Annotated in this window: 21 protein-coding genes and 1 pseudogene; 8 read left to right on the top strand and 14 right to left on the bottom strand. The window is 59.9% G+C overall.

The window, feature by feature from the left end; translation table 11 throughout:
• Positions 1-41 precede the first annotated feature (41 nt).
• From GBCGDNIH1_RS21815 to GBCGDNIH1_RS21795, 5 genes and pseudogenes are all read right to left on the bottom strand, one after another.
• Complete coding sequence (locus GBCGDNIH1_RS21815; protein WP_011632560.1) at positions 42-410, bottom strand: hypothetical protein; 369 nt, start codon at positions 408-410, stop codon at positions 42-44.
• Positions 411-513: 103 nt separating this feature from the next.
• The gene (locus tag GBCGDNIH1_RS21810; RefSeq protein ID WP_043452997.1) at positions 514-1,653 is read right to left on the bottom strand and encodes a site-specific DNA-methyltransferase; all 1,140 of its coding nucleotides are present in this window, start codon (positions 1,651-1,653) and stop codon (positions 514-516) included.
• A 70-nt stretch (positions 1,654-1,723) separates the two neighbouring features.
• A complete protein-coding gene (locus GBCGDNIH1_RS21805) occupies positions 1,724-2,353 on the bottom strand; it encodes a ribonuclease HII (protein WP_043454341.1) in 630 nt (209 codons plus the stop codon).
• 195 nt (positions 2,354-2,548) lie between these two features.
• Positions 2,549-2,902 (bottom strand): annotated as a pseudogene (locus tag GBCGDNIH1_RS21800) (DUF1697 domain-containing protein); the annotation flags it as partial.
• A gap of 263 nt (positions 2,903-3,165) precedes the next feature.
• On the bottom strand, positions 3,166-4,341 hold the full coding sequence (locus GBCGDNIH1_RS21795) for a PA0069 family radical SAM protein (RefSeq protein WP_408874668.1): 1,176 nt from the start codon (positions 4,339-4,341) through the stop codon (positions 3,166-3,168).
• Positions 4,342-4,477: 136 nt separating this feature from the next.
• Between GBCGDNIH1_RS21795 and GBCGDNIH1_RS21790 the strand changes: the two genes are divergently transcribed.
• Together GBCGDNIH1_RS21790 and GBCGDNIH1_RS21785 are read left to right on the top strand one after the other, a co-directional pair.
• On the top strand, positions 4,478-5,917 hold the full coding sequence (locus tag GBCGDNIH1_RS21790; RefSeq protein WP_011632555.1) for a chloride channel protein: 1,440 nt from the start codon (positions 4,478-4,480) through the stop codon (positions 5,915-5,917).
• Positions 5,914-6,600, top strand: a complete 687-nt coding sequence (locus tag GBCGDNIH1_RS21785) for a DJ-1/PfpI family protein (protein ID WP_011632554.1) — start codon at positions 5,914-5,916, stop codon at positions 6,598-6,600. The genes GBCGDNIH1_RS21790 and GBCGDNIH1_RS21785 overlap by 4 nt, the downstream gene beginning before the upstream one ends.
• Positions 6,601-6,604: 4 nt before the next feature.
• Here the strand turns inward: GBCGDNIH1_RS21785 and moaB are convergent, their stop codons facing one another.
• Positions 6,605-7,135, bottom strand: a complete 531-nt coding sequence (moaB, locus tag GBCGDNIH1_RS21780; RefSeq protein ID WP_025318619.1) for a molybdenum cofactor biosynthesis protein B — start codon at positions 7,133-7,135, stop codon at positions 6,605-6,607.
• Between the two features lie 277 nt (positions 7,136-7,412).
• Between moaB and GBCGDNIH1_RS21775 the strand changes: the two genes are divergently transcribed.
• The gene (locus tag GBCGDNIH1_RS21775) at positions 7,413-7,733 is read left to right on the top strand and encodes a hypothetical protein (protein ID WP_043452994.1); all 321 of its coding nucleotides are present in this window, start codon (positions 7,413-7,415) and stop codon (positions 7,731-7,733) included.
• Here GBCGDNIH1_RS21775 and GBCGDNIH1_RS21770 read toward each other — a convergent pair.
• Positions 7,720-9,558, bottom strand: coding sequence for a lytic transglycosylase domain-containing protein (locus GBCGDNIH1_RS21770; RefSeq protein WP_011632551.1), 1,839 nt, complete (start codon positions 9,556-9,558; stop codon positions 7,720-7,722). The genes GBCGDNIH1_RS21775 and GBCGDNIH1_RS21770 overlap by 14 nt on opposite strands.
• Positions 9,559-9,703: 145 nt before the next feature.
• Entirely contained in the window at positions 9,704-10,552 is an 849-nt protein-coding gene (locus GBCGDNIH1_RS21765; RefSeq protein ID WP_011632550.1) for a uracil-DNA glycosylase, read from the bottom strand.
• Between the two features lie 286 nt (positions 10,553-10,838).
• Here GBCGDNIH1_RS21765 and GBCGDNIH1_RS21760 point away from each other — a divergent pair, with 286 nt between their 5' ends.
• The 3 genes from GBCGDNIH1_RS21760 to cysD are packed head-to-tail and all read left to right on the top strand — an operon-like array spanning position 10,839 to position 14,377.
• Positions 10,839-12,485, top strand: coding sequence for a tetratricopeptide repeat protein (locus tag GBCGDNIH1_RS21760; RefSeq protein WP_050748465.1), 1,647 nt, complete (start codon positions 10,839-10,841; stop codon positions 12,483-12,485).
• A gap of 3 nt (positions 12,486-12,488) precedes the next feature.
• Entirely contained in the window at positions 12,489-13,397 is a 909-nt protein-coding gene (locus tag GBCGDNIH1_RS21755; RefSeq protein ID WP_011632548.1) for a 4-(cytidine 5'-diphospho)-2-C-methyl-D-erythritol kinase, read from the top strand.
• Positions 13,398-13,450: 53 nt separating this feature from the next.
• Entirely contained in the window at positions 13,451-14,377 is a 927-nt protein-coding gene (cysD, locus tag GBCGDNIH1_RS21750; RefSeq protein WP_011632547.1) for a sulfate adenylyltransferase subunit CysD, read from the top strand.
• Positions 14,378-14,446: 69 nt separating this feature from the next.
• Here the strand turns inward: cysD and GBCGDNIH1_RS21745 are convergent, their stop codons facing one another.
• Together GBCGDNIH1_RS21745 and GBCGDNIH1_RS21740 are read right to left on the bottom strand one after the other, a co-directional pair.
• Positions 14,447-16,924: a mechanosensitive ion channel domain-containing protein gene (locus GBCGDNIH1_RS21745; protein WP_050748464.1), complete on the bottom strand. Its 2,478-nt coding sequence runs from the start codon at positions 16,922-16,924 to the stop codon at positions 14,447-14,449.
• Positions 16,925-16,978: 54 nt separating this feature from the next.
• Entirely contained in the window at positions 16,979-17,842 is an 864-nt protein-coding gene (locus tag GBCGDNIH1_RS21740; RefSeq protein WP_011632545.1) for an EcsC family protein, read from the bottom strand.
• Positions 17,843-18,035: 193 nt separating this feature from the next.
• Here GBCGDNIH1_RS21740 and GBCGDNIH1_RS21735 point away from each other — a divergent pair, with 193 nt between their 5' ends.
• Complete coding sequence (locus GBCGDNIH1_RS21735; protein ID WP_043454318.1) at positions 18,036-19,715, top strand: NAD(P)/FAD-dependent oxidoreductase; 1,680 nt, start codon at positions 18,036-18,038, stop codon at positions 19,713-19,715.
• 21 nt (positions 19,716-19,736) lie between these two features.
• Here GBCGDNIH1_RS21735 and GBCGDNIH1_RS21730 read toward each other — a convergent pair whose 3' ends face one another.
• The 3 genes from GBCGDNIH1_RS21730 to GBCGDNIH1_RS21720 all read right to left on the bottom strand — a co-directional run bounded on the left by GBCGDNIH1_RS21730 (position 19,737) and on the right by GBCGDNIH1_RS21720 (position 23,232).
• Positions 19,737-20,387: a CarD family transcriptional regulator gene (locus GBCGDNIH1_RS21730; protein ID WP_011632543.1), complete on the bottom strand. Its 651-nt coding sequence runs from the start codon at positions 20,385-20,387 to the stop codon at positions 19,737-19,739.
• A 448-nt stretch (positions 20,388-20,835) separates the two neighbouring features.
• Positions 20,836-22,278, bottom strand: coding sequence for a hypothetical protein (locus GBCGDNIH1_RS21725; protein WP_011632542.1), 1,443 nt, complete (start codon positions 22,276-22,278; stop codon positions 20,836-20,838).
• Positions 22,279-22,353: 75 nt separating this feature from the next.
• Positions 22,354-23,232 carry a LysR family transcriptional regulator gene (locus GBCGDNIH1_RS21720; RefSeq protein ID WP_232449718.1) on the bottom strand — a complete coding sequence of 293 codons (879 nt, stop codon included), beginning with the start codon at positions 23,230-23,232 and terminating at the stop codon, positions 22,354-22,356.
• Between the two features lie 117 nt (positions 23,233-23,349).
• Between GBCGDNIH1_RS21720 and GBCGDNIH1_RS21715 the strand changes: the two genes are divergently transcribed.
• On the top strand, positions 23,350-23,802 hold the full coding sequence (locus tag GBCGDNIH1_RS21715; RefSeq protein WP_043452988.1) for a hypothetical protein: 453 nt from the start codon (positions 23,350-23,352) through the stop codon (positions 23,800-23,802).
• Between the two features lie 3 nt (positions 23,803-23,805).
• Here the strand turns inward: GBCGDNIH1_RS21715 and GBCGDNIH1_RS21710 are convergent, their stop codons facing one another.
• Complete coding sequence (locus tag GBCGDNIH1_RS21710; protein WP_011632539.1) at positions 23,806-24,837, bottom strand: aliphatic amidase; 1,032 nt, start codon at positions 24,835-24,837, stop codon at positions 23,806-23,808.
• Positions 24,838-24,916 lie beyond the last annotated feature (79 nt).

Below are 24,916 nucleotides of genomic sequence, written 5' to 3'. Positions count from 1 at the left end.
CTGCCAGCAGCGCCTCGCTTCGTCAGCCGTCTGCGCGCGTCTTAATAGCCCGGAAAAAACGGATAGACCGGTGCAGGTGCATAAACGACCGGCGGCGGCGCATAGATCACCGGCGGTGGAGGTGGTGCATAAACGACCGGTGGAGGCGGTGCATAGTAAGGACGCTCCATCCCGCCAATGACGGCCCCCAAGGCCAGCCCGGCGACCGCACCGGCGGCGACACCACCCCAGCCGGGGCCGTGCCAGTGATGGCGAGGGCCATACCAGCCCGGCCCACCCCAGCCCGGTCCCGGAGGACCCCAGCCCGGGCCGCCGCGCCACCATGCATGGGCGGTGGCGGGTGTCAGCAGCGGCCCTGTGAGAGCGGCAGCCACCGCAAGAGCGGTAAAAGCCCGCACCATGGTTTTCATATCGAGCGTCCTTTCAGACTAACGCCTGATCAGGGAACGCCCGAATTATAACATCTTTGTGGCAGAATCCGTACGATTTCATGACCGCCGGATCAAAGGTCTGTCAGGAACGCTCCTGCGCCGCCTGTGGCTGAACATCCTCCTGCTCCTCGACCGGAGGGGGCGCCTGGGTATCACGCAGCACATCAATCGGCACCCATTCTCCGCGGAGTTCGAAAAACCAGAAGGTCCAGCCATTGCAGCTCGGCGCATTCTGCACGGCGGCCCCGACCTGATGGATCGAGCCGCGATGCGCTCCGCTGGCGATGGAGCCATCCGCCTGGACCAGCGCCGAGACCCGACGCAGGCGGTCCATCAGGATGCTGCCCATCGGGAGCAATCCCTGCTCTACCAGACTACCGAACGGAACCCGTTTCTGCTCCCGGCGGGAGGGCATGATGTTCAGATTATCCAGCGGTGCCGGCTCGACAGAGCGAAGGCGCCCGATGGCGGCCTCGGCATAGGCCGGGTGGCGTTCGATGCCGATGAAGCTGCGTTGCAGACGTTTCGCAACGGCGGCAGAGGTGCCGGTTCCGAGGAACGGGTCCAGCACGACATCACCGGGCACCGTGCTTGACAGCAGCACGCGATATAACAGGCTTTCCGGTTTCTGGGTCGGATGCAGTTTCAGCCCGTGATCGTTACGCATCCGCTCGGAGCCGGTGCAGAGCGGCAGAAACCAGTCGCTACGCATCTGGACATCATCGTTCAGGGTTTTCATGGCCTGATAGTTGAAGCGATGGCGGCTATCCTGCCCGCGTGCGGCCCAGATCAGGGTCTCATGCGCATTGGTGAAGCGGCGACCCCGGAAATTCGGCATGGGGTTGGCTTTTCTCCACACCACATCGTTCAGAATCCAGAAGCCGAGATCCTGCAGAATGGTGCCGAGGCGGAAAATATTGTGATACGCGCCGATCACCCAGATCGTGCCATCCTTGCGCAGAAGGCGGCGGCATTCGGTCAGCCAGGCCCGGCTGAACGCATCATAGGCCGCGTAATCGGTAAAGCGGTCCCAGTCATCATCGACACCATCGACGATGCTTTCATCAGGACGCCGTAATTCTCCCCGCAATTGCAGGTTGTAGGGCGGATCGGCAAAAATGCAGTCCACTGAGCCGGTGGGCAGCATCTGCATCACCTGCACGCAGTCGCCCAGCAGCACCTGATCGATCGGCAGTTCGCTGACGGTGTTCAAACGTCGCATTCCAGAAACCCCGCTCAATCGTGCCGACGCGCCCGGCAGGGCGTCAATGCTGATGGTATGAAATGTAATGTCATACGACGGCCTCCATCCGCATGGCGAGCAACTGGCGAACCAGTCCGAATGCAGTGCGATGATGCGGGGTAGGGCCGAATTCTGTCAGCCCGGCACGATGGGCCGGGGTTGGATAACCCGCATTGCGTTCCCAGCCATAGACGGGATAGCGACGGGCGAGCCGCGCCATGGCACGGTCCCGTACCACCTTCGCGATGATGGAGGCCGCGGCGATGGAGAGGCATTTTGCGTCTCCCCCGACCACACAGCGGGCGGCGCAGGGCAGAGCTGGTGCGCGGTTGCCATCGACCAGCGCCAGATCAGGGATCGTCGGCAGACGTTCGACGGCGCGCCGCATGGCCAGCATGCTGGCATGCAGAATATTCAAACGGCCGATTTCAGTGACGGAGGCTGCGCCGATGCCTATCGTGATTCCCGGTTCAGCCAGCAGGGCCGCAAAAGCCCGATCCCGTGCGGCAGCATCGAGTTTCTTGGAATCATCGATGAGTCCGGCCAGATGAGCCGGAAAACCGGAGGCAGGCAGCAGCACAGCGGCAGCGACCACCGGCCCGGCCAGCGGCCCGCGCCCGACTTCATCGACCCCTGCGACAAGCCCGCCTGCTTCTCTTTCCAGCCTGTCATCCGGCATCTGCATCCGCCCCCTCTCAGCCCCCTGCACGCAAGAGCGGCAGGAGATGCAAAGCCTCTGGCGGAGCCTTCAAACCCTGTTGAACCGCCGAGTCGCATCTTTGCCTTACCAGACGGATTCCGCGTCGTGGAATCCCGGACGTCATAAAAATATGCGGTGCAGTTGAAAAAGGTGGGGTGAGAGGATGCGACCGGATCACATGACTGCCGTTATCTCCGCAAGTTTTGCAACCGTGTTCATATTTCGCGCTGTTCCCGATTTTTCGAGGGGTAGGTGAAGGTGAGTATGCGCCATCCCGTCCGGGTAGAGGGCGAAAAGCTCTCGTTTTCCCGATCGCACCGGCTCATTCTTGAGCCCAGGGACATGATCGAGTGGATCGGCTGGGAGCACCCGATCGACGAACAACGCCATGACACGGTTGTCGGGTGAATCTGTAAAAGGGTTGCGGGCCAGTGTGTCGGCGATCTCGGTAGCGGTCCGCACGATCACCCCCACGCTTTTGCCAGCGTAAACATAGAGCTGATCTTCAAGGGCGGATCGCACCTGCTGCTCTGTCTTCTTGCTTTATAGGTTTTGACTTTTTTGAATCCAATTGTCTCGCATATCTACGTCAGCGTCGTCATCGGCAGTTTGCCGGTGCCGCCGACATTCACGGCGTGAAGCAAGGGTGCATATACGTTCAACGGCTCCCTCCGTGATTCACGACTGCCGACATGACGGGGCTGCGACTGCTTTTGCTGAAAAGGGCATGCCTTTCTCAGGCAGCCGAATCCACGGACTGCCAGATAGTGTTCAGCAGGCTCTTGCTGATTTTAAAATAAAGACAGTTGCCGCGCCTGTCTGTCGGCCTGTTTCGTGTTTTGCCTGCTAAGCTGGGATGGTGATGGGCTGGATGGATCGGAGACTGCTTCATCCGTTCCTGAGGAGTTTTGTGCGGCATGTGAGAACCGGGTCACGTCCAGCGGTTCCATGGCTGTATTAAGCCTGTAAGCCTTGACCGCACGCTGAAAACGGCTGCGCAGCATGGCGGCATAGGGACCATCCCCGCGGAAACGGCTATGAAATTCCGCATTGTTCAGCTTTCCACCTCGCATGCCCCGGATCAGGTTCAGCACTTTACGGGCTTTGGCAGGGAAGTGATGCTCCAGCCAGTCCCGGAACATGGGGGCGACCTCCTGCGGCAGGCGAAGCAGAATATAGCCTGCCTGTCTGGCCCCGACTTTGGCGGCCTGCTCCAGAATGGATTCGAGTTCTGCATCGTTCAGGCCGGGAATCATGGGTGCTGCCAGCACACCGGTCGGAATGCCCGCCTGTTGCAAGGCTTCAAGGGTCTGAATACGTCTGGACGGGCTGGCCGCCCGCGGTTCCATCAGCCGGGACAGGGTTGGGTCCAGCGTTGTCACAGAGAGATAGACCCTGACCAGTTTTCGCTCCGCCAGCCGTGCCAGAATATCGCGATCTCGCAGCACGCCGGCTGATTTGGTGACGATGGTGACGGGGTGTTCGAACCGCTCCAGCACGTCGAGGATCGAGCGGGTCAGGCGCAGGCTGCGTTCCACCGGCTGATAAGGATCGGTATTGCTGCCCAGCGCGATGGGGCGTGGCACGTAGGAAGGGCGGCTGAGCGCCTTGCTCAACAGGGAGGCGATTTCCGGCTTGAACAGAAGCTTGGTTTCGAAATCCAGCCCCGGCGAGTAGCCGAGATAGGCATGGGTGGGGCGAGCGAAGCAGTAGATGCAGCCATGTTCGCAGCCGCGATAAGGGTTGATGGCACGATCGAAACCGATATCCGGGCTGTCATTCCAACTGATAGCCGTGCGGCTGCTGTCGCGGATCAGGGTCGTCGGCAGCGCGGCTTGGGCATCTTCCAGACTACCCCAGCCATCATCCCATGGAACGGGTTGGTAACGGTCATAGCGGATACCGGGTTCCGATACAGCGCCTCGCCCTTTTCTGGCCAGAGATGGCATTGCCTCAGGCAGTTCCATCGGGGCATGAGAGGGGCATGGCATGGCGGCGTCACAGGCATGGTCTGAATGGGGGGATGACGATTGGCGGCCCATCGTTTGTTCCCTTTATGTTCTTTTTGCAGATTAATGCGATCCGGGCAAGGAGTCCAGAACAATGAATGAACAATCGGATACGCCATGCTCGAATGGAACAGAGCATGACAGTGCTTCATCCCTGTCTGATTCAGTGCGCCGCATGACACGCTCGGCCCGGGCGCGGCGGCTAAGGCGGTCGCCGATGATGTCCACACGGCTTTGGGTGCGGCGGATGGTGTTCTGGGGTGGTGCCGTGGCAGTTTCGCTGACCGCCATCGCGTTCGCAAAACTGGCGGACCGGGCGCAGGATGTGTTCAGCGCGGTGATCGCCCATGGTGCCTGGATCATTCTGATTCTGGCGCCATGCGGGCTGGTTGTCTCGTTTCTGCTGGCGCGACATGTCTTCCCCGGTTCACAGGGAAGCGGGATTCCGCAGGTGATTGCCTCGCTTGATCTGGCGGATGTGCGGCAGGTGGACAGGATTTTGTCCCTGCGCATCGCTGTCGGTAAAATTCTGCTGACCCTGCTGGGTCTTGCCAGCGGCGCCTCTATCGGCAGGGAAGGGCCAACCGTGCAGGTGGGGGCCTCCGTGATGCATGCGCTGGGTCGCTTGCTGCATCTGCCGACGCCGGAATTACGACGCAGCGTTGTGCTGGCAGGGGGCGCGGCCGGGATCGCCGCTGCCTTCAACACCCCGCTTGCCGGCATCGTGTTTGCGATCGAGGAGTTGAGCCATTCCTATGAGGCCAGAACCTCCGGCAATACCCTGGCGGCCGTGGTGATTTCCGGCGTTGTAACGATCGCTCTGGTAGGGAATTACAGTTATTTCGGCCATATTGATGCGACGATGCGGTTCGGACCATCGGAAGTGATGGCCATGGTGATCTGTGCGGTACTGGGGGGCCTGCTGGGTGGTTCTTTCAGTGCCTTGCTGATCCGTGCCGCGAAGGGCTTTCCTGGGGCGCTCGGGAGGTTGGTGAAACAGTATCCGGTGCTGTTTGCGGCATTGTGCGGCCTGATCGTGGCGATCACCGGCCTGCTCTCTCATGGTGAGACATACGGCACGGGATATGAGCAGGCGCGTGATATGGTGACCGGCCTTCCGGGCGATACAGAAGGGCTGAAATTCGCACTGTTGAAACTGGTGGCCTCGGCCGCATCCTATCTCAGCGGGATTCCGGGCGGGATTTTCGCGCCTTCCCTTGCTATTGGGGCCGGGCTTGGGGAATGGGTCGCGCGGCTGGTGCCGGGCCTTGCCGCCGGATCGGTGGTGCTGCTGGGGATGGTGGCGTATTTTTCCGGTGTGGTGCAGGCCCCGATTACGGCGGCCGTCATCGTGATGGAGATGGCGGATAATCAGTCGATGCTGATACCGTTGATGGCCACTTCGATGATGGCGTTTGCGGTGTCGCGTTTGGTGTGCCGCCGCGCCCTTTATGGTGCGCTGGCGCGGCGCTTCGCCATGACGATCCCCGTCCCGTCTCCGGTCAGGAAGACCGTGCAGGAGGAAGGCAAATGACAATTCATATTGGGGTATTGTTGTTTCCGGCAATCACGCAGCTCGACCTGACGGCTCCGTGGGAGGCCTTCCGGCATGTCCCCGATGCGCAGGTGCATTTGCTGTGGAAAGAGACCGGCCCGGTCATGGCAGAAGGCGGTATGCGTATCGAGGCCGACACGAAGCTTTCCGAAGCGCCCCAGCTTGATGTGATCTGTATCCCCGGCGGCAGGGGGATCAACGCTCTGCTGGAAGATCGGGAGGTGCTGAGCTGGCTCGTCAAACAGGCGGAAACGGCACGCTTCGTCTGCTCTGTCTGCACGGGGGCGCTGGTGCTGGGGGCGGCAGGATTGCTGCGCGGGAAGAAAGCGACCACCTACTGGGCGGCGCATGATTTTCTGGCTGCTTTCGGGGCGGAGCCGGTGCAGGCGCGCGTTGTGCGGGATGGAAAGCTACTGACCGGCGGCGGCGTGACAGCCGGGCTTGACCTTGCGCTCAGTGTCATCGCCGCCATGAGCGGGGAGGCATTGGCCCAGTCCGTTCAGCTTCAGATGGAATATGCGCCGGCACCGCCATTCCAGTCCGGGCGTCCGGAACAGGCGCCTCCTGCCATACGCGCCGAGGTGGAGGAGATGCTGGCAGAGGGGCGTGCCGCAAGACGGCAGATCATTGACCGTATCACGGCACAAAAACTGACAGAGTGATGGCTCAACGTTCTTTCAGGCGTGGCATCAGTTCCACAAAATTGCAGGGGCGGTGACGGATATCCAGCTGCCAGCGCAGAATATCCTGCCAGGCATCTTTCACCGCGCCGGTGCTGCCGGGCAGCGCAAAGATATAGGTTCCGTTGGCAACGCCTGCCAACGCGCGTGACTGGATCGTCGAGGTACCGATTTTCTGGTAACTCAGCATACGGAACAACTCGCCAAACCCTTCGATCTTTTTTTCCAGCACGCGGTCGAGTGCTTCCGGCGTGACATCGCGACCGGTGACGCCGGTGCCGCCGGAGGAAATGATCACGTCGATTTCGGGGTTGGCGATCCAGCCGCGGAAAGTGGCCTCCAGCGCATCCGCATCATCCTTGATGATTTCCCGCGTGAACACAGTGTGGCCTGCTTCCCCGATCATCGTGGCAAGCGCATCTCCGGACGTATCATTGGCCAGCGTACGGGTATCGGAAACCGTCAGGATGGCAATGTTGACCGCTACAAAGGCTCTGGTCTCATCAATGCGCGACATGCCGCAAGCTCCCCTGATACATCTGAAGGATTCTTTCTTAGAGCAATCTGACGGCGCTGTGAGTATCAAATGTGTGCGTAGACCGGGTTGATAAGGCGTTCAGATATTGTCCCCAAAAACCCGCCTTGTATCATTCGGTTATCGGAGGAGGGTAATATTCATCATGTCGCGATGCTGGAAAAAGACAGCTCGTATCATGTTGAAAAGATGATTTGGTGCTGCAAAAAATCTTTTGTTTTTCTCTGCATTTTTTGGAATTTGGAAAAATTATACACCAATGTCAGAAAATGCACTGCAGGAATCAGGAATAGTTATCTGCAAGCCATCACCCCTGGTTGATCGGCTGAAAGAATTTTCAGCCAATAATCCTTTTTCCCATCAAGCCGGGAATAAGGGTTGTCATTACCTTCACGCATTCGCATTGGGTGTCGAGCTTTGCCTGCAACTGGTGGCAGGCATTGTTGATATTAATCAGGCGATGTATCGCTTCTATGCATCTGGGGCTGCTTATGAACGAGAATGGCAGTCTTGCCAAAAGATAGCTATGGCACTGCAAGGTCTGAAAATCACCTCTGCTGCTTTGTTCAGTGAAGTCTGATTTTCATACGGTTCAGGCTCTGGCTGTCCGGGGTTGTCGCCGTGAAATGCGGAAAAATCCCGGCTGCCAGTTCGTCCAGACCGGGCGCGTCAATGCCAAGCCTCGCCGCGTAGATCCAGCTATATGTCAGGGTACGCTGGATGAAGCTGCGGGTTTCCGCGAGCGGAACGGCTTCGATGAACAGAAGCGGGTCATCATGATGCTGGATCTGGGCGCCCCAGCGGGCAAAGCTGTTCGGCCCGCTATTATAACTGGCGAGGATGCGCAGCAGGTCTCCACCCGTTACATCGCTATCCGCCAGATAGGCCACGTAGCGCTGTCCCAGCTTCAGATTGACCGCCGGGTCATGGAGCCGTGCTGCACCGGTATGTGTCTCTGCGACGTAATTCGCGGTTTGCGGCATTAACTGCATCAACCCGCGCGCGCCGACGGCGGATACGGCTGAGGCGTTGAAGTTGGATTCCACTCTGGTCAGGCCATAGACCAGTGCCGGAGAAATGCTGAAACCGCCCTGTGGTTTCAGGGCAGGCACCGGGAAGCGTGCATAATCATGCGGATGCCCATCGGCTGCCTGATTAAGGGCCGCAAGCTGGGCACTGAGATCATGCAGACCGGCCTTGTCGGCCACCAGCATCAGCGCGTGGATCATGGCGGTATTATCGCGCGATTGCCCGGCCAGACGCCTGAATTCCTGCTCTGCCCGATCCGGCTGCTCCACCTGAAGCAGGGCGAAGGCGGTTGTTCCGGCTTCGGTGGCCGAGATGGCTTCCAGATCGGCCGTGCCGAGGGTTTCTCTGGTCAGGGAGAGTGAACCTTCGATCCCCACCCCCAGAACACGACGGGCCAGCAAGCCATAGAACGTGCGCGGCTGCTCAGCAGCCCGATGCATCCAGACAGCATAATTGGCTGGATCGTGGCTGCGCAGATGGGAGCGTGCCGCCCAGAACGCTCCGGCGGTGCGAATGGCGGCTGACGTCATCTCCGCGCTCCATGTCGCCTCGAAATGCGCCATGGCCTGTTGATACTCGGCCTTGCGCCATAGCAGCAGCCCGGACACGTAACTGCCCAGCCCGACCTTGCCATGCCCCTGTTGTTCGGCGTCCAGCGCGATCCGCAGCGCTTCATTGTCCTGATTGAGTGTGAACAGAATTTGCGCGACTTCGGCACGAAGCTGTGCCCCGTAAGTTGCGGAGATTGACGTGTTGGCGGCAATCATCCGCAGGGCTGCATCGGCATGGCCGGAGCCTGCACGTTCATGAACGCTGTGATCCAGTCCCGGCAGGCGTTTGAAGCTCAGATCCTGAGGCGTGTCATCCTCGGGAACGGGGTCGTTGCCGGGCGTCGGGTCGAAGGTGACCAGCTGGGGGGCTGGGGGAAGCGTATCCTTTTTGTCTGCCTTGGTCAGCAGCAGAGCATGGATTGCCGGGGCGGAAGGATGGTTCGGATAATGGGCCAACCAGTCTTTCAGCTCGGCAGGTGTGCTTTTGTGGAACGAACCCAGATAGCGGTCAGCCAGTATATGGCCGAGCATGGCCTTGCCGAGTGGAAAGTTCGCATCAAGCCTGTCGGTCGCCTGTCTGGCTTCCGTCAGGTCGCCATGAGCCTGTGCATCGAAAATATGCCGTACCAGGGCTGCATCGCTGGGCGACAGCGGTTGCGGCAGCCCGGGGACGCCGAATTGAGGAGGATGGATCCGCGGCATCGCCATCGCCACTTCATCCATGGACTGAGCATGCCCACTGGCCGCACTGGCCAGAAAAGCCGCTCCCGCCAGCAGGGCACGCGCACCTGCCAGTCGGGAGATCGATTGTCTGATCCCACGCATGATGGGGGTGCGCTACACGCCAAAAGCGGTGCAGGCAAGCTTTCAGGGCTTCACAGCGCGACAAATATCATTGCCAAATCGCTTCGTGAAGGGGGGAACGCAACGTTTTTCAACGGTTTCAGCAAAAATATGCTCTGGTAGCATATCAGCCATCCAGTGCTTTTCGAAGGGTCAGTATATCTGCCCAGGCTTCCCGCTTGGCACCCGGATTCCGCAGCAGATAGGCCGGATGGAGCATCGGCAGCATCGGCAACGGCGAATCCAGTCCGGGGATGGTAATATCCGTCCATTTGCCTCGCAGCCGTCTTATTCCCACAGTGCTGCCGGTCAGAGCCTTGGCCGATACACCTCCCAGACACACCAGCATCCGGGGGCGCGCCAGCGCGATATGGCGCAGCAGGAAGGGCAGGCATTGGAGAATTTCGGTTTCGGTTGGGTTGCGGTTTCCGGGGGGGCGCCATGGAATCAGATTGGCAATGACGAAATCCCGTTCCCGCGTCATCCCTGCACTGGCCAGCATGCGGTCCAGAAATTTCCCGGAAGGGCCGACAAACGGTTTTCCGGCCCGGTCTTCTTCCGCCCCGGGTGCTTCACCAATCAGCATCAGCCCGGCTTCATAGGTGCCGTCTGAAAAAACCAGCTGCGTGGCTGTGGCCTTGAGCGGACAGGCATCGAATTGCTCCATCGCAGCGCGTAAAGCGTCCAGAGTGGATGCCTCGGCCGCTATATCCGCCGCCAGACGGGCGGCACCCTGTTGCGGTAACAGTGATGCGGTACCTGCAAAGGGTGCGGGTCTTTGAACGGCCTGGACAGGGACACTGTGCGGTTCAGGATGTGGGGCTGCGGCTGGCACCGTTTGCAGCTCCGCAGGGGCGATGCCGGAATGCGCCTGAGCAGGGGCCGTGACAATGGTGAAGCGGTCCACCGGCGAGTCACCGAGTGCCTCGTCCGCCCCCCATTCCAGTTGCAGGTGCAAAGCCGCGAGCGCATCCATGAGCGGTTATTCCGACCGAAACCGCACAGATGCAAGTGCGAAGAAAAGAAACTGTTCTTCCTGCCGATTGGCGGCGGGGCTGGGGATGGATAAGATGCCGTGCATGTCACAGAATTCTCTCCTGCCGGATATGCGATTTCCCGGATTTTTGAGCCGGGCCGGAAATGTACCCGCCATGACACCCATGAGGACAACATGGAGGCGCGGCATATTGCTGGCAGCCAGTTTGTTAGCGGGATGTGCTGCTTCTGGCGTAGGAAGCGGGTCGTCTTCGGGGATCGGCCATTTGCTGCATATTTCATCCTCTGCGGGGGCGCATCAGAGTGCTGCCGAGGATGCCAGCGCGCGGGCGTACGGTGATTTTCTCGCCGGACGACATGCAGCATTGCAGGGGGCTTTCAATCAGGCAGCCGATTCGCTGTTGCAGGCGATGAAAGCCGATCCGGGTAACCGTGATCTGGTAAGGCAGGCCTTTATCGCCTGTCTCATGGCCGGGCGGCCGGAGGCCGTTAATCTGGCCCGGCAACTGCCCGAAAATCCGGCGGCCCAATTGGTACTGGCCAATGATTCCGTGCGGGATGGGGATTGGGATGCAGCATCCCAGCGCTATGCGGGCATCGGTCAGAATGGTTTGACCCAGCTTCTTCAGCCCCTGTTTTCCGCCTGGACACAGGCTGGCGCCGACCGGATCAATGGTGCATTGAAAACCTTGCTGCCGCATATTCAGGGCGGACAGCTTCAGGGTATCTACGCGCTGCATGCAGCCTTGATCGCTGATCAGGCCGGTCGGAAGCAGGAAGCGGCCTCGTTCTATGACATTGCGGCCCATAGTCTGGGGGCGGAGAATCTGCGTCTGGTCCGCATCATGGCCAGCTGGCAAACCAGAGAAGGGCACCCTGAAGCCGCCATTCGTCTGTTGAACAATCTGGGAAGTGGGGGAGAGGTGCTGGGAATGGCGATCCCTGCGCTGATCGAAGCCAGTGCGAAGCCGGTTGTCCCCACACCCGCAGATGGCATTGCCGAGGCCTATCTGGCCTTGGCCGCGACGCTGCGCCAGCAGCCGGAAGGGGCGGACGCATCTCGCCTGTTGCTGCGCATGGCTCTGGATCTGCGTCCTGATTTTACGGAAGCCAAGCTGCTCTCCGCCGATATTCTCGATGCTGACAAGCATAAGCAAGGAGCATTGGAACAGCTCAGCGGTATCAAGGACAGCGATCCGTTGGCTCCTCTGGCTCAGGTGCGTCGGGTGGTGCTGCTGGATGAAACCGGTCATACCGATCAGGCGCTGGCCATTCTTGACAAGCTGTCGAAGCAGTTCCCCAGTTTTGCGTTTCCGCTGGTCCTGCGTGGCGACATCCTGCGTAACAAGCAGCAGTTCGAAGCCGCCCTGAACGCGTATGACAAGGCCATTGCTCTGCTGCCCCACCCGCAATCGCATGATTGGAGTGTGTTCTACAATCGTGGGGTGACGCTGGAGCGGCTGCATCAATGGCCGCGGGCCGAGGCGGATTTTCAGAAGGCACTCAGCCTGTCTCCCGATCAGGCGGCCGTGCTGAACTATCTGGGATATTCCTGGACGGAACAGGGAATGCATCTGGATCGTGCCCGTCAGCTAATCCAGCGTGCAGTGGAGATCAGGCCCAATGACGGCGCGATCATCGACAGCCTTGGTTGGGTGCTGCTGCGTCAGGGGGACCGGCGCGCGGCGGTGCGTTATCTGGAACGCGCGGCGGAGCTGGTGCCGAATGACCCGACCATCAACGGTCATCTCGGCGATGCCTACTGGGAGACAGGGCGCAAGCTGGAAGCACGTTATCAATGGCAGCGTGCCCTGAGCCTCAATCCCGATCCGACCGAGCGGCCACGGCTTGAATCCCGGTTGGAACAGGCGAATCAGGATGCGGATGCGTCCACGACCAAAATTGCCCCCTGACTCATGATCGTTGATCAGAACGTTGCTTTCGCTCCGGCAAAGATCAACCTGTACCTCCATGTGACAGGGAGGCGGTCGGACGGATATCATCTGCTCGACAGTCTCGCGGTCTTCGCCGAAGCCTGTGATGTGCTGCGCTATCGGGATGGCGATCAGGCGGCCGGGTTGGGTTTGCAGCTGGAAGGGCCGGGGGCAGAGACGCTGCGGGCCGAGCCCGATAATCTGGTGTTACGGGCGGGCCGTGCACTGGCTGCGCTTGCCGGGATCAAACCGCGTGGAACCATCATGCTCGACAAGCGCCTGCCGGTCGCATCCGGCATTGGTGGAGGCTCCTCTGATGCCGCGGCAGCGCTGCGGCTGTTGAGCCGTGTATGGGGGGTATCTCCCGCGGCGGAGGATCTGCACCGTATTGCGACCTCGCTGGGGGCTGACGTACCGGTCTGTCTCGAACCCGGCACCTACCGGATGCGTGGTATCGGTGAAAGGTTGGAGGCGCTGCCTGCCATGCCGGAGATCGGTCTGTTGCTGGCCAATCCGGGTGTGCCGGTGTCAACGCCGGAGGTGTTTCGCAACCGTGAGCACGGTTTCACGCCGGAGGCCACGCTGGCATCACGCTGGCCGGACATGGCGGCGCTGCTGCGTGATCTGCAATTATCCCGCAATGATCTTCAGCCTCCCGCCATGCGGCTTTGTCCCGCCATCGGGATACTGCTCCATGCTCTGGAAGGGTTGCCAGGCGCCCGCCTGACGCGCATGTCAGGCTCGGGGGCAACCTGCTTCACCTTGTTCGATCATCCCGATGCCGCGCGTGATGCCGCGCAGCTGTTGCAGGCGCAGAGTGGGATGGGTGGCTGGTGCTGGGGCGGCGGCCTGTATAAGACGGCTTCTGCGCTGGATAAAACGACCCTGTAAAGCCCCGCCTGGACGATACGCTGTTACTCACTTTTGCCATAATCGGACTGACCATGACCGCCACGAAAGCCGCCACGCTCGATCCGTCCTCCCCGCTGAAGCGGTTGGAAGATGAAAGCATCCACATCATCCGTGAGGTCGTTGCGGAAGCACGCCACCCCGTGATGCTGTATTCGATCGGTAAAGACAGTTCCGTGCTGCTGCATCTGGCGCGCAAGGCGTTTTACCCGATGCCGATGCCGTTCCCGCTGCTGCACATTGATACCAAATGGAAATTCGGGGAGATGATCGCCTTTCGCGACCGCATCGCCAAGGAATACGGTATCAAGCTGATTGTGCATACCAATGAGGAAGGCCGTGCGGCGGGGATCAATCCGTTCGACCATGGTGCCTCCATCTACACGCAGGTGATGAAGACAGAGGCGTTGAAACAGGCTCTGAAAGCAGGCGGTTATGATTTCGCATTCGGTGGTGCCCGCCGTGACGAGGAAAAAAGCCGGGCCAAGGAGCGTGTGGTCTCTATCCGTAGTGCCAGCCAGGCATGGGACCCGAAAGCGCAGCGCCCTGAATTGTGGGATCTGTATAATACCCGCCTCGGCCCGGGGGAGACGGCGCGCGTTTTCCCGCTGTCCAACTGGACGGAAATGGATGTGTGGGAATACATCCGGGCCGAGAACATTCCGATCGTGCCGCTGTATTATGCGGCAGAGCGTCCTGTGCTTGAGCGGGATGGCACACTGATCATGATCGACGATGACCGGATTGATCTGAAGCCGGGTGAGGAAATCCGCCCGCGCATGGTGCGTTTCCGCACGCTGGGTTGCTGGCCGCTGACCGGAGCGCTGGAAAGCACGGTCACGGATATTGATGGCGTGATCGAAGAATTGTCGAATGCCGCGGTTTCCGAGCGCGGCGGTCGTATCATTGATCGCGATGAAAGCGCCTCGATGGAACATAAGAAGCGCGAGGGTTATTTCTGATCTCGCAATAGTGCAGGACCATGAAAAAGGCGGCGCTGTTGTGATGGCGCCGCCTTTTTTCGATGGTTTTCAGCCTGTTGGTGTGGCGTCAGGTATATCGCCAGAGAGTACGGTCACAGCCTGCTGTGGGATGGCGAAGCGGATACCGGCTTCCTGAAAACGCTGATACATCCGCCGGTTGAATTCGCGCAGCACCGGGGTGCGACCTGTATCGGTGCAGGGAATCTGTCCGGTGATGGTGACACCGGAGGCATCCACTTTATCGACGCCGAATACGCTCAGATCGCCGGTGATCCTGTCGGAGAATTCTTCTTCTTCTCGCAGCTCGGCACCGATATCCCTGATGATCTGGCTGACCTTCGCTGTATCCTCCCCCAGTGCGAGCGTCACGCTGATGGCAGCATTGCCGATACCGCGATTGGCATTGGTCACGGTGGAGACGGAGCTGAACGGGATGATATGCACGGAGCCATCCCCCGCTCTCAGCCGAATGGTGCGGATGGACAGATGCTCTACCGTCCCGGACAGGCCGCTCAGGGTCACACTGTCTCCAACCTGCATGGCATTTTCCAGCAGCAGGAAAATGCCGGTGATCAGATCCTGCACCAGTTTCTGGGAGCCGAAGCCGATGGCAACGCCGACAATGCCTGCACCGGCCAATAACGGAGCGATATTGACGCCGATTTCGCTCAGCACGGTCATGATGATGATCGCCAGAATGACGATCAGCAGTGCCGTGCGGAACATGGGCAGCAGGGTGCGCATTCTGGCGCTGCGCACGTACTGGGCGCTGGCGGTCAGGCGGGCGAGATGCTTCTCGCTGGCGATATTGACGCTTTCCCAGATGATGACCGCCAGCGTGACCGTCACGCCGATGGTAATCAGCGCGGAGAGAAGACGACTGCCGACGGCACCCTGATTGAACCATATCAGGGTGGGAATACCCCAGCTTTGCAGCAGGATTACCAGCGTGGCCACAGCCAGCAAGGCGGAGAGAAGCCGTTTCAGATAGGGATAATAGAGATCCGCCCGCAACGCGATTTCCGGATGCCGTTCGCGGCTCTCGGGGGATGGTCGGACAATGCGTGACAGCAGGCCGAGCAGCAGCAGCGAGATAATCCTTGCCGCTGTCAGGATGGAAATCGTCACAATGGCGCCATGTGCCAGCCTGTGCAGGCCGTCTTCCATTTCCAAAGCCCAGACCAGCCAGAAGGCTGCGAGGCCGATCAGGGCTGGCCAGTGCCAAATGGGGGCCAGAGTACGGCGCAGCGCTGCCCATGATCCCCGGCCTTCCGCACCATGGGAGATGCGCTTCGCCACGGACGTCCGTTTTTGCAGGATGATGATGACGAGACAGAGGTAGATGGCCAGTGCCGTGATTTTGAGAATAGCCTCGACGGCAAGATTATACAGACCCAGACTGGCACCGATTCCGGCAATGGCGGCCCCGATCGTCTCGACGATGATCAGGCGTCGCAACCAGCGATAGCCATATTGCGCGAGGGAGTCCTGTATCCTGATCAGCCGGAGGGCTTTTGTCTCCGGGCGCAGCATGGTGCGTCCCAATACCAGTACCATGGCACCGAAAACGGTTGCCTTGATACAGGCCGTTGCAGGACCGCGAATTTCAGGGGAGGTGGTCAGCCATAAAAGCGCGCCTGCCGTCACCAGAAATGCACCAACTGGCAGGGCGGTGATGATGGCTGCCAGCAGAATGGAGGGAAAACGAGACAGGACCCGTTCCGCATGAATATGCTGTTGCGACCGCTCGGGAGGGGTTTCTTCCTCTCTATCCTCCTCATCCACCTGTTCTGCATCTTCATCCGATGATTCGGATGGCAGAAAACCCTCTTCTGTTTCAGCGGAGGATGAAGCGGCATGTCGGGCAAACAGACGGTTCAGGAATGGCGCCGTCAGCACGACGGTCCCCCATGCCGCCAGACCACCCGCCACCATGCAGGCAGTCAGTGCGACCAGGCTGCGCACCAGCAACAGCTTTCGCTCCGGCTGGCTCATCTGCCCTTGCAGCCAGTAATAAAAAAGCGGCGCTTCCGCGATGGAGCGTATGGAATGCTTGAGCCTGACAGCAGCATCATCCAGTGCCGAGCCGGACGATTTGATCAACTCCGCGCCCAGGCTGTTGGGAGCAAGCCCGGCTGTATCGGGTTTTGCAGAGGCTGCATTCGGCGTTGTCGGCGTGTCTTTTTTAGTCTGCTCCGGCGGGGGGGTGGTTGCAGCCGCTGGATTGGTATGGCCCGCTTTATCATCAGCCGCTTTGGGTGGCTGCGCCCGGTCGGAGGAAGAAGCCTTGTCGGCTCTGTCTGTTGGCAGCGTCTGAAGAATCCTGATGAGTTCGTCCCGTTTGCGGGCATCCCCCAGCACTTCCAGCGCGGCTTTGGTCTGATCGGGCGTCAGGGATGACGGGGCAGGGCGCGGAGGGGCTGCATCTTCCGCCCGGTTTTCCGCCCGCAGGCAAGCCGGCCAGATCACCAGCATCATGAGCAGGACAGGGAGCAGCCATATCGGGCCGTGGCGTTTCTGACTCATGGGCAATGGGGGACCATGGAAGCAGGCCCCTTGTCAATCATGGGAAGAATCAAATCAGGCAGCCGCCGAGGCATCCTCCGGCAGGGCATTGCCATAGCGGATACGGTCGGAAATCGTGCGAGCGAGACTCTGCACTGCTACAGTACCGTATTGCCGCTCCAGACGGCGAATGGTGAAATGCACTTTGGCCAGCCTGCGATAATGATCCAGAAACACGGTATTCACCACCGCTCCGCCAGCGGCCCCGATCAGCGGTATGGCCTGCATGGCGAATTTTTCCCCGATCCGCACGCCATAACGGCTGGCGACCTCTGAAAACAGCATGACCAGCGGACGGCCCTGCAGGAACAGGCGCGCGGACCAGTATCCGGTATCGGCTTCCTCTGACAGCGTTCCAAGCCTTCCCAGCGCAGGCCCCCCGAAGGCAAACACCTGAAGGCATGCCTCCCGCGCCTCCGGCTGGCTCAGATCTTCCCCTTCTTCCCGGGCGATAGTGGCGATGTTGCGCATGATCAGGAGGGTCGTCGCGGTTGCATCGGGCAGAAAACCGGCCATGCCTGCCAGGCCGCCCAGTGCACCGCTGGTTGCTGCGACGAAACGTGCACCTCCCGCGCTGGACAGGCGGCTGCCGTGGTCGATCCCCAGAATGGCCACATCGAAAGCACGCCGCAGGGCAGCCTCTGCCAGACCCTGGATTTTTTCGGCATAGCGCCGCGTCAGCGACAGGCGGTTGATACCAAAGGTCGCTGCCTGACCGATCAGCCCTGCCACCAGATCGGCCCCACGCACCAGCAGGCCGCGACTGTCATGCAGGGCGCGGACGGCTTCTTCCAGCGTCGCGGCATCGGCAGGGGTCAGGCTGAGACTGGCGGGGGTCAGGGCACCGGCTGAATCCCGGCTCTGGCTGCTTTCGGTCATGCGGATGGTCTCCTGATCCGTACGGTCATGCTTGGTAGCAGACTATAACGCGGGGGGTGGCCGGTGGTTGGCGTGTTTTTCCGTCTGCCTCTCATGATTGCCGGTTTTCATGAACGGGCATTTTCCTCTAGCACAGGCTGAAGCACCGGACCGGCATATCGCCGCCGGGCGAGAAAGCGGATTTTTCCTGCCGATGTTACGCCTGACTGAACTGAGACTCCCCCTTGATCATGGCCCGGCTGCGCTGGATGAGGCGGTGATCGCCCGGCTGGGCATTACGCCGGATGTGCTGTTGAGCAGCACGGTGTTTCGTCGCGGCTATGATGCCCGCAGGCGTTCCTCCATCGCGCTGATCTACACGGTGGATGTGGCGGTGAAGGACGAGCAGGCAGTGCTGGCGCGCTGTGCGGCGGATCACCGCGTGATGCCTGCCCCCGATACCGGCTATCGCTTCGTGGCGCAGGCTCCCCAGAATCTGCCCTCCAGACCTGTGGTGATCGGGGCTGGTCCATGCGGGCTGATGGCCGCGTTGATACTGGCGCAGACCGGCTTTCGTCCGATCATTCTGGAGCGTGGCAAGTCAGTGCGGCCCCGCACCAAGGATACGTGGGGGTTGTGGCGGCGTGGGGAGCTTGATCCCGGCTCTAACGTGCAGTTCGGTGAAGGCGGGGCGGGTACTTTCTCGGATGGAAAGCTCTACAGCCAGATCCGGGATCCGCATTTCTATGGCCGCAAGGTGCTGACGGAGTTCGTTGCGGCGGGTGCGCCTGAGGAAATCCTGACCATCAGCAAACCCCATATCGGCACGTTTCGTCTGGTGACGATGGTGGAACGTATCCGGGCCAGTATCGAGGCGCTGGGTGGAGAGTACCGCTTTGAAACGCAGGTCACCGATCTGGATATCGAGGTGTTGGCGGATGGTCGCCGGCAGGTCCGGGGTGTGGTGCTGAATAATGGAGCGCGCATCGCCACCGATCACGTCATTCTCGCGGTTGGTCACAGTGCCCGCGATACGTTCGGGATGCTGCATGCGCGGGGCGTCTATATGGAGGCCAAGCCGCTTTCGATCGGTGTGCGGATCGAGCATCCGCAGGCTCTGATCGACCGCAACCGTTTCGGGGATTTTTCGCGTCATCCCTTGCTGGGGGCGGCGGATTACAAGCTGGTCCATCATGCCTCCAACGGCCGGGATGTATACAGCTTCTGTATGTGTCCGGGGGGGACGGTGGTGGCGGCGACCTCCGAGCCCGGGCATGTCGTCACCAACGGCATGAGCCAGTATCTGCGCGCCGAGCGCAACGCCAATGCCGGGATCGTGGTCGGGATCACGCCGGAGGATTTTCCGGGGGACGCGACGATGGACCCGCTGGCGGGCATTGCCTTCCAGCGTCATTGGGAGCGCCGTGCGTTCGAGGCCGGGGGCGGTGGTTATAAAGCGCCGGCACAGAAGGTCGGGGATTTTCTGGCCGGACGGCCCTCTGTCTCATTGGGCAGCGTACCGCCTTCCTACCGTCCCGGTGTGACGCTGACGGATCTGTCCACCTGTCTGCCGGATTTCGCCGTTGCGGCGATCAGGGAGGCGCTGCCCGCTTTTGACAAACGCATCAAGGGCTTCGCAATGGATGATGCGGTGATGACGGCGGTGGAAACCCGCACCTCCTCCCCCGTGCGGGTCCGGCGCGATGGAACAGGGCAGAGCCTGAATACGTCGGGCTTGTTTCCGGCCGGGGAAGGGGCGGGATACGCAGGGGGGATTCTCTCCGCCGGAGTGGACGGTATTCGCATTGCCGAGGCCGTGGCGCTCAGCATCACCGGCAGTGCGACCCCCCTGAGCCGGGAGCCAGGGGGAGAGGCGATGACGGTCTACGGGTAAAACGCCTGCTGTGGAGGGGGATCAGTCTTCCGCCTCGGTATCCCCGTCCTTGGCTTCGGCTTTTTCCTTGGCGGCGGCTTTTTCGGCAGCGGCGGCAACCGAGGCAGGTTGCGCTTTGATCAGCAGTGCAATCAGTTGCTGGGAGGTATCGGCCTTGTCCTCACCGCGCACGGTGGCAATTTCGGAGGCAAAGCGATCAAGGGCCGTTTCAAAAATCTGCCGCTCGCTGAAGCTGCCATCCTGACTGCCTGCGTTGCGGCGTAGATCACGCAGCAACTCGGCCAGTGCCAGCAAATCGCCGGAGTTGATTCGCGCCTGATATTCCTGTGCCCGTTTGGACCACATGACCTTGCTGATTCGCGGTCGGCCGGACAGGGCGGCAATCGCTTTTTCCGCATCGGCCTTGCTGGACAGCTTGCGCAAGCCGGTCGTTGCCACCTTGGCGGCGGGCAGGCGGATGGTCATCTGGTTTTCAGCGAAAGATATCTGGATCATCTCGATCTTGTGGCCCGCAACATCCTGCATACCGACATGATCGACACGGCCTACACCATGGCCCGGATAGACCACCGCATCGCCGGTTTTAAACTGCTTGGCAGCAGGGCTGCTCTGTGCAGCGGTGGCGGCGAAGGCCTCATCGGTCATAGCCTTGGTGATAACGACGACTGCCATTGTTTCTTCTGGTGCTCCGGTCTCAACGCCCCGATCAGGCGAAGCAGGTCATATTGCTGGAGCAATCATACACGATCCTGCACGATTTTGCAGGTCCTCATGTGCGGTAGGGCATCATTCCTGCGTGTTTTTTTACATCCTTGTGGCAGGCAAAAAAAACGGAGCCGGTTTTCCGGCCCCGCAGTTGATCAGTTGGGGAAGACATCTGAAGTCGATGGATCAAGTGTATGAACGGAACCCGTCTCTCTCAAGTGACAATCCGGACAGATACCCTTCTGTCTGCCATGATGGCGAATACAACCCCATAAATGCCGGTGGATTGCGAAATCTTAACGCCTGATCTGCCGCTCAGTTCAAAAATAAAGGCTGAACTATGTCGGATTTTACTCTGTTTCCGCCCGGTTTATGACAATTCTGTAAGATATCGAAGAGTATACCTAAGGAGATATTATTTTATGACAGGATCGGCCGTGGCGCTGATGGTCATGCCGCTTAACAGGCTGTCATTCGGGTTGAGCAGGGACAGGAGCGGGGCCGGAGGATCCATCGTCGCCGAAAGGCTCAGAAAACGTGGATCGCGCAGAAAAGCTTTCACTGCGTCCAGAGCCGGCATGATTTTCGCCGGGGCACTTTGAGACAGCATGTCCATCTGCTGGAGCGTTGCCTGCTGTACCTGTTCCGGTGTTGCCTGGCGCTGCCGGCTGATCATGGTGACGATGTTTTTCATCAGTCCTGCCTCATTCCATGTGAGGCTCAGTGTAGAGAGTCTGGCCTGAAGAAAAGCCAGCGGTCCCCCGGTATCCAGCGCTGCAGGCGGTAAACCGACCAGCGCCCCGGATATCGTCAGGGTTCCTGCCTTCTGGACATCCGCCCGCAGCGAGCGGAGCCGCCATGTCTGGTTTCCTGCGGTGTAGTGGCTTTGCATGGCAAAAGAACCGGACAGACTTGTATATCCAAGCTGCCGCAGGATGTCCGTATGCGTCAGCGGGGCAATGGTCTCCTGAACGGAAGGAATGGTCAGATCCTCCACGGCAACATCCGTCTCCACATCTCCGGCAGCAGAGTGCGTTTCCCGGGAACGGGCATGTCCGCATGAAAAAGCAGTAGAGGACTGTTCCAGTTTGATGCCGCTGGTTTCAAAGACCACATTCTGACCAAGAGAGGATCGAGGGCGACCATGCCGGGCATCCTCGATCAGGGCGGCCAGATCAGCCCCGGTCAGTGCGCTTTGCCGGACTGTCAGATGCGCCGTCTGGCTTGCTTGCGGGATCAGGGCATCCAGCCCCGTGAAGCGAAGATCGGAGGTCTGACCCATCCCCCAGTGGTCGATGGTAAAGGTTTCGAAACGGGCCTGGACGGGACGTTCTTTTCCCTCTGCATCCTCATCGTTGGCCTTGGGCGGGTGGGGCAGGAAAACCACTGCCCATTCGGCCATATCCAACCGGTCAAAGCGCAGTTTTTCTGGGGCCATCGCTTCTTCTTCCCCTTTATCGGGGATGGTCAGCGCCTTGACCGTCACGTGTCTGGCGGTTGCTGTCGCCCGCTCTTCAGGCTCTGTTTCGGTGACATCCTCCAGATCGAGCTGTCCGATGGTATTGCCGGATACGGCATGGGTGGTATTGCCGGATACGTCATGGGCGGAGACCGTGCGGGCCGTGATGAGGTGCGTTTGATAGTGCAGCGTCACGTCATGCAGAATGACGCCCCGCTGCCACAAGGCTGGTTCCGCACTGGAATAGGTCATGCTTCCGTCAGGCCGGAGTCTGTTCTGAAAGGCCTGCAATTCCATCAGAAGTCGATTTTCCACCTTCTGATGCATCCACCAGTAGCCTCCGGTCCCGACGGCGGCGATGATCAAAGGCGCGGCAATCAGAATGGTTTTCCGTGACATGGGCGCGTGAGGTCCTTTGCAGACTGAAGCCGTTTGCGGCCTGTTTCATCCAAAATCAGACAGCACAGGATGAAATCAGATCGTTCCCGGAGCATTTTTGAAGGTGCGGGCGATAAAATCGATCAGCACCCGACAGCGTGGAGCCAGATGGCGTGTTGAGGCATAGGCGACAAACACGGCCAATGGTTCCATCCGATCCTGTGGCAACAATTCGATCAGTCGCCCTTCCTGAAGATCCTGCTCCACCATGTAATGGGGCAGGGCGGCAATACCGGCCCCCGCCAGAGCGGCACGGCGCGTGGCCTCGCTGCTGCTGCTGGAAAACCAGCTATGGACCGGCAGGGGTGAGGAGACGCCGCCGGTGATGAAGGCCCATGCGGTATCGCTGCCCGGTCCGGCATAGGTCAGGCAGTCGAAATCCTTCAACTGCGCAGGGGAGGAAGGTTCAGCCCGCCCATCCATATAGCAAGGGGCGGCAACCAGCAGGCGCCGCGCGCTGCCGATTTTCCGAACGATCATGGACGTTTCAGGCACTCCACCGACATACAGCGCCAGATCAAGTCCATCCTCAATCAGATTGACGGTTTCGTCGCTCAGTCTCAGGGCAATGTCGATATCGGGATACAGCTGATGAAAGGCGGCCATCTGCCCGGACAGATACAGGCCGAATGCAGTAGGTGAACTGAGACGCACCCGTCCGGAAGGGGGTCTGGCACCCCGGCCAATCGCTTCCTCAGCGGCTTCCAGCTGATCGATGATGCGGCGGGCATGTTCTCGCAGGGCCTCCCCTTCCTCGGTCAGATGCAGGTGGCGGGTGGAGCGCTGCACCAGTTGCGTGCCGAAATGATCCTCCAGCATGCCGATTTGCCGGGAGATCATCGGTTGGGACATGTTGATCCCCCGCGCTGCCGCGGAAAATGAGCCCAATTCGGCAACCCGGAGAAAAACCCGCATTGCCCGCAGCACATCGAGCATTGATATGTCCCGTCATCAGTCTTCGGTATTATTCTGGGCCGGAACCTGTTTTGACAAGCATGCCCTTTGCCGGGCGGTTTGATGGATAGCGCGGGAATGAGGCATGTTTTTCGTGCCGGATTGGGATGGGCAGGTATCATGGCCGCATTATGCGCGGCATCGCTGGCATTGCTGCCATTGGTTCTGATCCTGCTGGCGACGATGGTGCTGGACAGTCTGCGTGATGCAGCAAACATCATGCATTGGCTGCTGGAGGTGATGCTGCCAACGGGGATTGGTCAGCAAGGGCCACTTGGAAACGGGTTTATCCGGCTCCATCCATGGGACGTTGCCATAAAATCCGTTCCGGGGGCTTGCCTGATTGTGTCAGGTCTTGCCCTTCGGCTCCGGCATGCAGGTGATCTGGTCCCGGCACTGGTGATCATACCGCTTTATGCGGCCGGAGCATGGTTCAGTAGCGGGATGGTTCGGCTCCCGGTTGGCATCGCCATTGCCGCAGAAGCCATGCTCGTCATGCTGGCGGTGATCAGACCCTCTGCTGCGCGTTAAAAATTATGACCCTGTCGGTGTCGGCACACCGGCAACCGGACAATCGGCAACACCGGGTTCACTGCGGGTCAGGGCTTCGACTTTGGCGCGTGTGCCTTCAGGATCGGTGATCCAGTCGCGGTAGAAGGAATAGGGGCATTCCGCCTTGCCGCTGATATTCTCGCGGGAGGCAATGGTGCCGGTATACCCACGGTGCAACAGCTTGTAGAGATGGTTCTGCGATTGCCCGTTCCTGCGGGCATCGCGGATCAGGGCTTTGGAAAGCTGGGCATACTGGATGCCGTTTTCCTCCGTCCCGCATTCACCCAGGGTGCGTCCGTCGAACCCGATGATCGCGGAATGGCCGAAATAGGAATACACCCCGTCAAATCCAGCCGCATTGGCCACGGCCACATAGACGTTGTTGGCCCATGCCATCGCTTTGGCCATCAATATCTGCTGTTCCTTTGCGGGATACATATAACCCTGACAGCGTACGATCAGCTCTGCACCACGCATGGCGCAATCACGCCAGATTTCAGGATAATTGCCGTCATCGCAGATGATGAGGCTGATTTTCATCCCTTTCGGACCCTCAGACACGTAGGTCTGATCGCCTGGATACCAGCCTTCGATCGGTGTCCACGGAATGATCTTGCGGTATTTCTGAACGATTTTTCCGGTATCGTCGATCAGGATCAGCGTGTTGTAGGGCCGTTTTTCCGGGTGCTGCTCATGCCGCTCGCCAGTCAGGGAGAACACGCCCCATACTTTGGCCCGGCGGCAGGCATCGGCCAGAATATCGGTCTCCGGTCCGGGGATGGAAACGGCGGTTTCCATCATTTCGGCCTCATCATACATGATGCCGTGGGTGCTGTATTCCGGGAAAATCACCAGATCCATGCCCGGCAGACCGGTTTTCATGCCGATGATCATCTCGGCAATGGCATGGGCATTGCTGCGTACGTCCTCGATCGTATGCAGACGCGGCATTTTGTAATTGACGACAGCAACGCCGACTGTATCGGCAGAGCTGGAAATGTCACCATGCATCATGAGCCTGTTCCCCGCGACAGAAAATGATGATGCATGCTGCTCTTCTGTTCGATGGCAGAGGATACGTTGTTCTGCTTAT

The organism is Granulibacter bethesdensis CGDNIH1 (assembly GCF_000014285.2).
GTDB lineage: Bacteria > Pseudomonadota > Alphaproteobacteria > Acetobacterales > Acetobacteraceae > Granulibacter > Granulibacter bethesdensis.
The sequence above is the reverse complement of the archived record's forward strand: the minus strand, read 5'-3'. Positions and strand labels throughout refer to the sequence as shown.